This window comes from Pseudomonas sp. PSPC3-2 (assembly GCF_049897085.1).
GTDB lineage: Bacteria > Pseudomonadota > Gammaproteobacteria > Pseudomonadales > Pseudomonadaceae > Aquipseudomonas > Aquipseudomonas paraveronii.
The window spans coordinates 64,676-77,154 of the sequence record NZ_JAFCVO010000023.1 but is presented as its reverse complement, the minus strand read 5'-3'; the positions used below and the strand labels follow the sequence as shown (position 1 = coordinate 77,154).

Sequence of the window (12,479 nt, the reverse complement as noted above, 5' to 3'; positions counted from 1 at the left end):
AACCCATTCGGGCAATTGTCCGAGCATGTCGATTGCTCAGGCCACCCCACGCGCTTTCGCTACGACGAGCGCGGCTATTTGCAGGTCATCACCGACGCCCTCGGCGAACGCACTCAATTTAGCTACAACGCTCAAGGGCGCTTGCTCAGCAGCCAACTGCCGGACGGGCGCACCGAGCAGTATCAGCGTGATGCCAGCGGTCAGTTGGTGGGCTATACCGACCCCGCCGGCCACACCACGCTCTACCAGCACAACCGTCGCGGCCAGGTACGCCAGCGGGTCGATGCGCACGGCAGGCAGATCGAATTCCGCTACGACGCCTATGGCCGGTTGCAAACCCTGACCAACGAAAACGCCGAAAGATACTGTTTCACCTGGGACCAGGGCGACCGTCTCACTGCGCAGCAAGACCTCGACGGCAGTGCGCGGCGCTATACCTATGACACCCTGGATAACCTGGCCGCTGTCGAATACGTGCCCTTGAATGAGGCGTCTTCCATAGTGCATCGCCTGGAGCGCGATGCCGTCGGGCGCTTGCTGGCGAAAGTGACCGATGACGGCCGTACCGAATACGCCTACGACCCGTTGGATCAACTCACCGCCATCACTTTCACCGGCAACGATAAGACTACGCAGGCGTTGGCCTTCGCCTACGACCCGCTGGGCCAACTGCTTACCGAACAAAGCGCCGCTGGAAGCCTGAACCATCACTACGACGAACTCGGCAACCTGATCCAAACCCAACTACCCGACGGCCGCTGGCTCAATCGCCTGTACTATGGCAGCGGCCACCTGCACCAGATAAACCTCGACGGCCACGTCATCAGCGACTTCGAACGCGACCGTCTACACCGCGAAGTGCTGCGTACCCAAGGCCAGATCACCACCCGCAGCGAATACGACCGCAGCGGCCGCCTGCGCGCACGCCAGCGCCGCCACGCCGGCCAGCCCTCGTTGATGCCAGCAGCAGCGCAAAAGCACTTCGAGTACGACCCCGCCAACAACCTGATCGGCCGCCGGGAAGACGAACACCGCGAACTGCTGCACTACGACGCCACCGGCCGCATCATCGCCACCCAGGACAACATACAAGGCCAACGCGAAACCTTCGCCTACGACGCCGCCGCCAACCTGCTCGACGGCCCGCAACCCGGCGCCGGGCTGGTGGTGCATAACAAACTGCTGACCTACCAGGACAAGCGTTACCGCTACGACGGCTTCGGCCGAATGATCGAAAAGCGCAGCGCTGCGCGAGGTGTGCAACATTTCGCCTACGACGCCGAAAGTCGGCTGATAGAAGTACGCAGCCAGAAAAACGGGCGAGAAACGGTCTTGAACATGACCTACGACCCGCTCGGTCGACGCATCGCAAAAACCGAACACGACAGCCAGGGTTATGCGCTGGGAGAAACCCGCTTCACCTGGGATGGCCTGCGCCTGCTGCAGGAGCATCGGCATAGTCAAACCAGCCTGTATCTCTATGAGGACGATGGCTATACGCCGCTGGCTAGGGTCGATGGGACGGGCGAACACCAGAACGTGCGCTATTACCACAACGACTTGAATGGGTTGCCGGAGCAACTGACGGAAGCTGATGGGAAAACGGTGTGGCGGGCGCGGTATCAGGTGTGGGGGAATGCGGTAGAAGAGGTGCGTGAGCCTTACTACATTGAAGAGCAGAACCTGCGGTTTCAGGGGCAGTATCTGGATCGGGAAATCGGGCTGCACTACAACACGTTTAGGTTTTACGATCCGGATGTGGGGCGGTTTACGACGCCTGATCCGATTGGCTTGGCGGGGGGAATTAATCTATACCAATTCGCTCCTAACCCGATCGGATGGGTGGATCCAAAGGGTTGGAGCTGTACACATGCGCAGCGGGCTAGGCAACTCAGGTACGTCAAAATAAACGAGCGATCACACGGTCAGCCCGTGTATTTGAACAGCAGGGCGCCTTTCAAGATTAGATATATTACTCCCGACGTAGATAAACATAACGGGGGATTTTGGAAAGCAGCGGACAGTGTAAAAAGTTTGGGATCCAAGAGGACGCGATCTGGGACCTTTGATGAAAACCTCAATAGAATAGGTGACTGACTAGATGAAATACTCCTATCGAATTACGAAATATGGGCCTCTGCAGGGTGACGACTGGACCAGCTTTCATGACATTGGAAATAGCGTTTCGGAAGAGGAGTATCTGATCACCGAAACCGACTATATAAATACAGTTATCAGTATTTGCCGGTGCTTGGGCGCATCCTCTTTTACAGTTAACAATCTTGAGTTTAATTCCGAGGGCGAGCCTTACACGGAAGGGCAAGAAGTTGAGGTCGATCGGCTGGCCCCAGTTCTCACAGCAATACTGAGAGAAAGGATTTGGTGCAAGCTGAAATCGCCAGTCTGTGAGTTTCATTTTGGCTATGACTACTACATGTATTTAGTCTCGAGAATTGATGCAGACGTTTGCTTTCCGAGAGGAAACAGCAAACTGTATTTTGAGTTGTTTCAATCTCCATATCTGGATAGCCCTAACTAAGGGAAATATCATCGTCTGAATATCTCACCGAGACCTCGTGCCAACGTAACATCAGTACGATGCCAAGCAGGACGTGGACGCCATTTACCCTCACAACCAGTTCTGCAGAGGTACCGAGCGCATTTATCAATATCAGTTAGGGCTGGTCGTGCTCGGTTCTCGCCAACTGCTTGCCCTGAGTTACGTAAAGGCCCAGCCCATGGGCAATGTCGAAAACGCGCAGTGGGCGGCCCTGAAAAACACGCGGGTCTTTAACCAACACGCCTGAAGCCGTTCCTCCCTGCCTGACGCACATTTGACTGTGCGCCTGGGCGGTGTGTTGGAAGTGGCGCCCCCCCCCCAACTTGGAACGATTTCAGCCGTAGTGCTTCTGCCCCCACGCCAGAAAACCGTCCAACAACTGCTTCAACACCCCCCGCGTCGGCCCCGCCAAATCCTCGCGATAACGAAACGGCTCGAACTCCTCCATATACGTGCTCTGGCACAACTCCAACTGCACGGCATGGATATCCTGCGCCGGATTGCCGTAATGCCGGGTGATGTGGCCGCCCTTGAAGCGCCCGTTGAGTACATGGGTGTACTGCGGATGCGCGGCGCAGATGGTTTCCAATTGGTTGGCCAGTTCAGGAGCGCACGCGGCGCCGTTGAAGGTGCCGAGGTTGAAGTCCGGCAGCTTGCCGTCGAACAGGTGCGGGATCACCGAGCGGATCGAATGTGCATCGAACAACAGCGCGTAGCCGAATTCGGCCTTGAGCCGTGCCAGTTCGTCTTGCAGGGTGCGGTGGTATGGCGTCCAGATGTGTTCCAAGTAGGTGGCGCGCTCTTCCTTGGACGGCTCCAGGCCGTCGCGGAACAACGGCACGCCGTCGAACAGGATCGCGGGGTACAGGCCGGTGGTGGCGCCGACGTACAAGGGTTTATCGTCGGACGGCCGGTTCAGGTCGATGACAAACCGCGAGTACTCCGCTGCCAGGGTGCTGGCGCCGAGTTCTTCGGCAAAGTCATACAGCGCGGGGATGTGCCAGTCGGTGTCCGGCAGGCTTTGCGCCTCGAGGATCAACCCGGCCTGAACCGCAGGCGTCAGGCGCAGGCCGGCGTGGGGCATGCTGATCAGCAGCGGTACGCGGCCTTGTTTGAAGTTCAGAACCTTATCCACAGCGCGACTCCTTAAACAGTGACATCGACGCCGTGGCGCACGACGCGTTTTTCAAGCTCGCCGCCCAGCCAGTAGGCCAGGTCGGCGGGACGATCGATCTGCCAGGCGACAAAGTCGGCGACCTTGCCCACTTCCAGCGACCCATGGGTGGCGCCCATGCCCAGCGCGGTGGCGGCATGTTGGGTGGCGCCAGCCAGGGCTTCTTCCGGGGTCATGCGGAACAGGGTGCAGGCCATGTTCAGCATCAGGCGCACCGACAAGGCCGGCGAGGTGCCGGGGTTGAGGTCGCTGGCGATGGCGATCTTCACGCCGTGCTTGCGCAGGGCGTCCATCGGCGGCAATTGGGTTTCGCGCAGGAAGTAGAACGCGCCCGGCAGCAATACCGCGACGGTGCCGGCAGCGGCCATGGCGATGGCGTCTTCTTCGGTCATGAATTCCAGGTGATCCGCCGACAGCGCATGGTAACGCGCGGCCAGGCTGGAACCGTGCAGCGACGACAGTTGCTCGGCGTGCAGCTTCACCGGCAGGCCGAGTTGCCGGGCGACTTTAAACACGCGCTCCACCTGTTCGGGCGAGAACGCCAGGTATTCGCAGAACGCATCCACCGCATCCACCAGCCCTTCCGCGGCCAGGGCCGGGAGCATTTCGCTGCAGATGTGATCGATGTAGGCGTCGGCGCGGTCCTTGTACTCCGGCGGCAAGGCGTGGGCGGCCAGGCACGTGGCGCGCACGCTGACCGGCAGCGCGTCACCGAGGCGACGAATCACCCGCAGCAACTTGCGCTCGCTGGCCAGGTCGAGGCCGTAGCCGGATTTGATCTCCACCGTGGTCACGCCGTCGCGCAGCAAACTGCGCAGGCGCTTGTGGGCACTTTCGAACAGTTCATCCTCGCTGGCGGCGCGGGTGGCGCGCACGGTGCTGGCAATACCGCCGCCCTGGGCGGCGATGTCGGCGTAGCTGACGCCTTCGAGGCGTTGTTCAAACTCACCGCTGCGATTGCCGCCGAACACCGTGTGGGTGTGGCAATCGATCAGCCCGGGGGTGACCCACGCACCCTGCAGGTCATGCACCTGGGCGTAATCCGCCGTCGGCACTTCGTTGCCCGGACCGATCCACTCAATGAACTGACCGGCGGTGACCATGGCGGCGTCCTCGATGATCGAGTAGTTGCCGTGCGCCATGGTTGCGATGTGGCAGTGTTGCCAAAGGGCTTTCATCCCAGATTCCTCGGGTTACAGGCTCGGCAGCAACTTGGCCGGCACCAGCTCGTTCAGACAGCGGCTGGCGAGCAGTTCGGTGGCGGCGATGATGTCCGGGGCGAAGAAGCGGTCCTTGTCGTAGAACGCTACTTTGCCGCGCAGGATGGCGCGTGCTTTTTCCAGCTTCGGCGAGGTCTTCAGGCCTTCGCGCAGGTCCAGGCCCTGGCACGCCGCCAGCCATTCCACGGCCAAAATGCCGCGAACGTTTTCAGCCATTTCCCACAAGCGCTTGCCCGCAGCCGGCGCCATGGACACATGGTCTTCCTGGTTGGCCGAGGTCGGCAGGCTGTCGACGCTATGGGGATGGGCCAGCGCCTTGTTTTCGCTGGCGAGTGCCGCAGCCGTGACCTGCGCGATCATGAAGCCGGAGTTCACCCCGCCATTGCCCACCAGGAACGGCGGCAGTTGCGACATGTGCTTGTCCATCATCAGCGAAATACGCCGCTCGCTCAGGGAGCCGATTTCGGCGATGGCCAGCGCCATGTTGTCGGCAGCCATGGCCACCGGCTCGGCGTGGAAGTTGCCGCCGGAGATCACGTCACCTTCGGCGGCGAATACCAGCGGGTTATCCGACACCGCGTTGGCCTCGATCACCAGCACCTCGGCGGCCTGGCGGAACTGGGTCAGGCAGGCGCCCATGACTTGTGGCTGGCAGCGCAGGGAATAAGGGTCTTGCACCTTGTCGCAGTTCTGGTGCGACTGCGACACCTGGCTGCTTTCGCCCAGCAGGTCGCGATAAGCCGCCGCCGAATCGATCTGCCCACGCTGGCCGCGCGCGGCGTGAATGCGCGGATCGAACGGCGAGCGCGAGCCCAGCACCGCTTCCACGGTGAGGCTGCCGCACGCGAGGGCGCCGGCGAACAAATCCTCACCCTCGAACAGGCCACGCAGGGCATACGCCGTGGACACCTGGGTGCCGTTGAGCAGCGCCAGGCCTTCCTTGGCGGCCAGGGTCAGCGGCGTGAGGCCGGCGATTTTCAGCGCGGCGCTCGCCTCCAGCCATTCACCTTTGTAGCGCGCCTTGCCTTCGCCGAGCAGCACCAGGGACATATGGGCCAAGGGCGCCAAGTCACCGGAGGCACCGACCGAGCCTTTGAGCGGAATGTGCGGGTACACCTCGGCGTTGATCAGCGCGATCAGCGCGTCGATCACCTGGCGGCGAATCCCGGAAAACCCACGGCTCAGGCTATTGACCTTGAGCACCATGACCAGCCGCACCAGCGCATCGCTGATCGGCTCACCGACACCGGCGGCGTGGGACAGCACCAGGGAACGCTGGAGGTTTTCCAGGTCTTCGCTGGCGATGCGGGTCGAGGCCAGCAGGCCGAAACCGGTGTTGATGCCATAGGCGGTGCGGTTCTCGGCGAGAATCTGCTCTACACAGGCGACACTGGCCTCGATCTGCGCCGTGGCGCTGTCATCCAGGCTGAGGGTTACCGGCTGCTGGTAGATGGCCCGCAGTTGGGCAAGGGTCAGTTGGCCTGGAATCAGAGTTAGCGCAGTCACATTCATGCTCCTTGGAAATTATTGTTCAGTGCAATTCGGGAAACGTCTGGTGCAGCGCAGTGCTGTGCTTGAGCAGCGCGGCGGCGGTCGCGATGTCCGGCGCCAGCCAGCGGTCCTGCGCGTAAGGCGCGACCTGCTCACGCAGCAGGCGCCAGGCACGGTCGGTGCCCGCGCCGAAACGCTGGCCCTTGAGAAACTCGAAGGCCTGGGCCGCGAGCAGGTACTCGATGGCGAGGATCTGGGTCACGTTGGCCAACAATTGGTGCAGCTTGAGCGCGGCGTTGGTGCCCATGCTCAGGTGGTCTTCCTGCAGGCCCGAGGTGACGAAGTTGTCGAGCACCGCCGGTTGCGCCAACTGGCGGTTCTGCGCGCATAAGGAAGCGGCAACGTATTGCACGATCATCATCCCGGAGTTGACTCCCGGGTTGCTCACCAGGAACGCCGGCAAGCCGCTGACGTGGGGGTTGATCAGGCGGTCCAGGCGGCGCTCGGCGACGGCGCCGATCTCGGCCATGGCAATCGCCAGCATATCAGCGGCCAACGCCACGGACTGCCCGTGCGGGTTGGCCTGGGACACCACGCGGTAGCGGTCCGGCGTGCCGAGCAGCAGCGGGTTGTCGGTGGCGCTGTTGAGTTCGGTCTCGACCTGCCGGGTCGCATGTTCCACTTGGTCGCGGGCCGCGCCGTGGATCTGCGGGATCGAACGCAGGCTCAAGGCATCCTGGGTGCGGACGCCTTTACTGCTCGCGATCACTTCACTGCCGTCGAGCAACGCCCGCAGGTTGATGCCGACCTGCTGCATGCCGGGGTGCGGTTTGAGGGCGAGGATTTCGGCGTCGAACGCATCGATCTGGCCGCGCTGGGCCTCGAAACTCATGGCGCCGATCACGTCGGCCCATTGCAACAGGTGATGGGCATCGGCCAAGGCCAGGCAGCTCAGGCCGGTCATGCACGGCGTGCCGTTGACCAGGCACAGGCCGTCCTTGGCGCCGAGCACCACCGGCTGCAACCCTTCTGCGCTCAGGGCCTGTTGCGCCGCGACGATTTGGCCCCGGTAGCTCACGTCGCCAATACCCAGCAACGCTACGCCGACATGGGCCATGTGAGTCAGATAGCCCACCGAACCCTGGGACGGCACTTGCGGCGTGATGCCGTGATTGAGCAGCGCCAGCAGCGCATGCACCACCTGCGGATGCAGGCCGGATTTGCCCTGGCTGTAGTTGACGATCGCCGCGCAGATGATTGCGCGGGTCTGTTCGTCGTTGAGCACCGGGCCGACACCACAGGCGTGGCTCAACAGGGTGTTGCGCGACAACTGGCTGAGTTGCTCGCCCTCCAGCGACACATTGCACAGCGCGCCCAGGCCGGTGTTCACGCCATAAGCGCGCTCGCCGCGGCTGACAATGCGCTGCACGATGGCCTGGGCATTGTCGATGCGTGCCCAGGCCTGGCCCGAGAGTTCGAGCACCGCGCCGTGACAGGCCACGGCGACCACGTCCTGCCAGCGCAGGGGGGCGTTGGTGATGATGACTTTTGCTGCCTGGGACATCTTCATACCTTCTTCAGTTCTTGAGCAGCCTTACCGGCCCTATCGGGAGCACGCCCCCTCCCACAGGGGAATGCATTCCAAAGGTGGGAGGGGGCTTGCTCCCGATGAGGCCAGCAGCCGCCCCACATAATCCGGATCAGACCACCGCCGCCCGCCGCTGAACGAACCGGTTCACATACTCATCCGCCGGCGAATGCAGGATCTCACGGGGCGTGCCGACCTGGATCAGCTTGCCGTCCTTGAGGATTGCAATGCGGTTGCCAAGACGCACCGCCTCGTCGAGGTCGTGGGTGATGAACACGATGGTCTTGTGCAGGGTCTTTTGCAGTTCGAGCAACTGGTCCTGCATCTCGGCGCGGATCAGCGGGTCGAGAGCACTGAAGGCTTCGTCCATCAGGATGATCTCGGTGTCCGCCGCGAGTGCGCGGGCCAGGCCGACCCGTTGGCGCATGCCGCCGGAGAGCTGGTGCGGGTATTTGTTTTCGTAGCCTTTGAGGCCCACGGTGTCGATCCAGTGCAGCGCGCGCTCGGCGCAGACCTGCTGGGTTTCGCCGCGCACTTTCAGGCCGTAGGCGACGTTGTCGAGCACGTTCTTGTGGGGTAGCAGGCCGAAGCTCTGGAACACCATGCTGATCTTGTGCCGACGGAATTCGCGCAGGGCATCCATGTCCAGCTGCAGGATATCTTCGCCGTCGACCAGGATCGCGCCGCTGGTGGGGTCGATCAGGCGGTTGAAGTGGCGCACCAGGGTGGACTTGCCCGAGCCCGACAGGCCCATGATCACGAAGATCTCGCCGGTGCCGATGCTCAGGGACAGGTCGTTGACGCCGACCACGCAACCGGTCTCGGCCAGCACCTGATCCTTGGTCTTGCCCTGGCCGATCAGCCCCAGCGCGTCCTTGGCGCGGTTGCCGAAGATCTTGAAGACGTTTTTCACTTCGATTTTGCTGACAGTCGTCATTTGCTCGCCTCATGCCGTGGACGGCCGTAGGCCTGGGTAATGCGGTCGATGACCACGGCGAGAATCACGATGGCCAGCCCGGCTTCCAGGCCGCGCCCGACGTTGAGGGTCTGGATGCCGACAAGTACGTCTTCGCCCAGGCCACGGGCGCCGATCATCGAGGCGATCACCACCATCGACAACGCCATCATGGTGGTCTGGTTGATGCCGGCCATGATGCTCGGCAGCGCCAGCGGCAGTTGCACGCCGAACAGCTGTTGCCAGCGGTTGGCGCCGAAGGCGTTGATGGCTTCCATGACTTCGCCGTCGACCTGGCGAATCCCCAGGTCGGTCAGGCGGATCAGCGGCGGCGCGGCGTAGATCACCGTGGCGAAAATCGCCGGCACCTTGCCCAGGCCGAACAGCATCAGCACCGGGATCAAATACACGAAGCTGGGCATGGTTTGCATGATGTCGAGCAGCGGCATCAGCACCGACCGCAGGCGATTGCTGCGCGCCGACAAGATGCCCAGCGGAATGCCGATCAGCACCGAGATCAGCGTGGCGACCAGCATCAGGGCCAGGGTCTGCATCAGTTTGTCCCACAGGCCGACCGCGCCGACCAGGAACAACAGGCCGACGATCACTGCCGTGGTCACCACCTTGCGCGTGGCATGCCAGGCCACGGCGCCGACGATGGCCAGCATCAGCCACCAGGGCGCGGCGCGCAGCAGGCCTTCCAGGTTGACGATGGCCCATAGCAGGGTGTCGGAGATGTGCCGGAACACATCGCCGTAGTTGGTCACCAGCGAATCCACCCAACCGTTGACCCAGTTGGCAATGGAAAACGTAAAACTCTCAGGAAACATAGCGTGCTCTCGATCCAGTGGGTTGTGGCCAGGCGCCCGGCTGCCCCTCAGGGTAGCCGGGTACGCATGACCTACAAGGCCGCGTCGATTTTCTTGGCAGCGTCGTCGCTCACCCAGGCGTGCCAGACTTCAGGGTGTTCCTTGAGGAATAGCTGCGCCAATTTCGGTGATTCGATACGCTCTTTGGCCATGCGACCGAGGTTCTGGTTCAGCAGATCGATCGGCAGGTTGACCTTTTCCAGCATGGCCACCAGTTCCGGCGCTTGCTCGTGGAAGGTCTTGGACAGGCCGACCTTGATGCTCACGCTTTTATCCACGCCGGGTTTTTCTTCCAGCTTGACCAAATCGACCTGGCCCATCAGCGGCGTTGGCGACCAGTAGTAGAACAGGATCGGCTCGCCGCGCTTGTAGCTCGACAGCACAGCCGCATCCAGCGCCGGGCCGGTGCCGGGGCGGAAGTTGGTGTAGGTGCTTTCCAGGCCGTAGCTCTTGAGCATCGCGCTGTTGTCCAGCTCGCAGGTCCAACCGGCCGGGCAGTTATAGAAACGGCCTTTGGACGGTTCTTCCTGGTCCTTGAAAACGGCGGCGTACTTGGCCAGGTCGGCGATGTTCTTCAGTTCCGGCGCCTTGGGCTCCAGCTTGCGCTTGGCATCGCCTTCGATCACGTAACGCGGCACGTACCAACCTTCGATCGCACCCACCACCGGCGCGCCGACGCCGACGACCTTGCCGGCCTTCTCGGCCTTGTTCCACACCTCGCTGCGACCGACCCACTCTTCGGCAAACACTTGAATGTCGTTGCTGCTCAGGGCGTTTTCCATGGTGATGGAATTGCCCGGCAGGCTGTCGGTTTTGCAGTCGTAGCCCTTTTCCAGAACGGTTTGCAGGATGTCGGTGAGCAACATGCCGCTTTCCCAGTTCAGGCCGGCGAATTTCACCGGTTTACCGGACTCGCACCAACCGGCCGCCTGGGCGCCGGTGCTTGCCAGCAAGCCCAGGGAAAGCAATGTGGTCAGCAGGGTCTTGTTCGATTTCATTGTGTGACGCTCCTAATCATGAATTGGCTTACGGCAGTCAAGAGGCATCCTGCCCGGTGCACATCCAATCAGGCCTGCGCCGCAGCGCGACCGGCCCCGCTCGTTGCAGGTGGTACTGCACTGTTCTGCTCGAGCGGCAGAATCAGTTGATCGGGCACGGCGCCGTGCCATTTTTTCGCACACACGTAGTACATGGCTGCCGGAAGTATCAGACCGATGATCCAGGAAATATCCACATCACCCAGGGCGGCCACCAGTGGACCGGTGTAGAACTTGGTGGAGATGAACGGCAATTGCACCAGCACGCCGAACACATAGACGCTGATACCGAGCGGGTTCCAACGCCCGTAGCGCCCGTTCGGATCGGCCAGCGCGGTCACGTCATAACGCTCGCGGGTGATGCAGTAGTAGTCCACCAGGTTGATCGCGCTCCAGGGCGTAAAGAACGCCAGCAGGAACAGGATGAAAGACTTGAACGCACCGAGGAACGAGTGCTGACCGAGCAACGCGATCAGGGTCGCGGTACCGACGATGGCCAGCACGAAAGCCAGGCGCTGCAAGCGCGTGACTTCCAGGCGACCCCGGAAGCCGCTGATGATGGTCGCAATGCACATGAAGCTGCCGTAGGAGTTCAGCGTGGAGATGGTGACCTTGCCGAACGCGATGCTGAAGTACAGCAGCGCAGCGGTGGCCCCCGTACCGCCCAGGCCCACGATGTAGGCCACTTCGTGACCGGCGAATTGCCCGTTGGACAGGGCGGCGGCAAACACACCGAGGACCATCGCCACCTGTGCGCCAATCACTGAACCCGCGCCAGCGGCCAGAAAGGTTTTCACCGAGGACGTCTTGCTCGGCAGGTAGCGTGAATAGTCCGCCACGTAGGGGCCGAAGGCGATTTGCCAGGAGGCCGCGAGCGACACCGCGAGCAGGAAACTGCTCCAACTGAAGTGGCGGATTTGCAGGAGTGCGCCAATGTCGGCCTGGCTCATCAGGCGACTGAACAGGTAGGCAAAGGCAATCACACCAATGACGCTGGCGACCCGGCCGATGAAGTGGATCACCCGGTAGCCGAGCACCGTGACCAGCACGATGACACTGGCAAAGATAAGGATACCGACGCTGTCGCTGACACCGAACAACTGGCCCAGCGCCTGACCGGAAAGCACGGTGCCGGTGGCGGTGAAACCCAGGTACATCAAACACACCAGCACGATCGGGATGGCCGCACCATAAACCCCGAACTGTACCCGGCTGGAGATCATCTGCGGCAGGCCAAGTTTCGGCCCTTGCGCCGCATGCAACGCCATAACGCCGCCGCCGAGCAGTTGGCCGATCAACAGACCGATCAACGACCAGAACACATCACCGCCGAGCACCACGGCCAGGGCCCCGGTGACAATCGCGGTGATTTGCAGGTTGGCGCCCATCCATAGGGTGAACTGGCTAAACAGACGACCGTGTCTTTCCGCTTCCGGGATGTAGTCGATCGAACGCCTTTCGATCAACGGGGTGGTGCTTGCACGCGCGTCATTTGCAGCCATGGGTGTTCAACCTCTGATGGATTGTTTACAGGTTCAGTGTGGGAGGGACGGTGCGACGATTCGACTTGCTCCCGATGGCGGTG

10 protein-coding genes are annotated in these 12,479 nt (G+C 61.9%); 2 read left to right on the top strand and 8 right to left on the bottom strand.

The window, feature by feature from the left end:
* A partial coding sequence (locus ACP7CJ_RS26535) for an RHS repeat-associated core domain-containing protein (protein ID WP_426102723.1) occupies positions 1 to 2,097 on the top strand: 2,097 nt, incomplete at its 5' end.
* Between the two features lie 4 nt (positions 2,098 to 2,101).
* Positions 2,102 to 2,539, top strand: a complete 438-nt coding sequence (locus ACP7CJ_RS26530; RefSeq protein WP_426102721.1) for a hypothetical protein — start codon at positions 2,102 to 2,104, stop codon at positions 2,537 to 2,539.
* Positions 2,540 to 2,894: 355 nt separating this feature from the next.
* On the opposite strand, the gene hutG is transcribed toward ACP7CJ_RS26530, so the two are convergent.
* The 8 genes from hutG to ACP7CJ_RS26490 all read right to left on the bottom strand — a co-directional run bounded on the left by hutG (position 2,895) and on the right by ACP7CJ_RS26490 (position 12,396).
* Positions 2,895 to 3,695 (bottom strand): N-formylglutamate deformylase, encoded by an 801-nt coding sequence (gene hutG / locus ACP7CJ_RS26525; RefSeq protein WP_426102719.1) that lies wholly within the window; start codon positions 3,693 to 3,695, stop codon positions 2,895 to 2,897.
* An 11-nt stretch (positions 3,696 to 3,706) separates the two neighbouring features.
* On the bottom strand, positions 3,707 to 4,912 hold the full coding sequence (gene hutI / locus ACP7CJ_RS26520; protein WP_426102717.1) for an imidazolonepropionase: 1,206 nt from the start codon (positions 4,910 to 4,912) through the stop codon (positions 3,707 to 3,709).
* A 15-nt stretch (positions 4,913 to 4,927) separates the two neighbouring features.
* Complete coding sequence (hutH, locus tag ACP7CJ_RS26515) at positions 4,928 to 6,466, bottom strand: histidine ammonia-lyase (RefSeq protein WP_426102715.1); 1,539 nt, start codon at positions 6,464 to 6,466, stop codon at positions 4,928 to 4,930.
* A gap of 19 nt (positions 6,467 to 6,485) precedes the next feature.
* Positions 6,486 to 8,009: an HAL/PAL/TAL family ammonia-lyase gene (locus tag ACP7CJ_RS26510; protein WP_426102713.1), complete on the bottom strand. Its 1,524-nt coding sequence runs from the start codon at positions 8,007 to 8,009 to the stop codon at positions 6,486 to 6,488.
* Between the two features lie 136 nt (positions 8,010 to 8,145).
* On the bottom strand, positions 8,146 to 8,970 hold the full coding sequence (locus tag ACP7CJ_RS26505) for a quaternary amine ABC transporter ATP-binding protein (RefSeq protein WP_276195898.1): 825 nt from the start codon (positions 8,968 to 8,970) through the stop codon (positions 8,146 to 8,148).
* Positions 8,967 to 9,818 carry an ABC transporter permease gene (locus tag ACP7CJ_RS26500; RefSeq protein WP_017849906.1) on the bottom strand — a complete coding sequence of 284 codons (852 nt, stop codon included), beginning with the start codon at positions 9,816 to 9,818 and terminating at the stop codon, positions 8,967 to 8,969. Before ACP7CJ_RS26500 ends, ACP7CJ_RS26505 begins: the two co-directional genes overlap by 4 nt.
* A 71-nt stretch (positions 9,819 to 9,889) precedes the next feature.
* Positions 9,890 to 10,855 carry an ABC transporter substrate-binding protein gene (locus tag ACP7CJ_RS26495; protein WP_426102711.1) on the bottom strand — a complete coding sequence of 322 codons (966 nt, stop codon included), beginning with the start codon at positions 10,853 to 10,855 and terminating at the stop codon, positions 9,890 to 9,892.
* Positions 10,856 to 10,923: 68 nt separating this feature from the next.
* A complete protein-coding gene (locus ACP7CJ_RS26490; protein ID WP_276195894.1) occupies positions 10,924 to 12,396 on the bottom strand; it encodes a purine-cytosine permease family protein in 1,473 nt (490 codons plus the stop codon).
* Positions 12,397 to 12,479 lie beyond the last annotated feature (83 nt).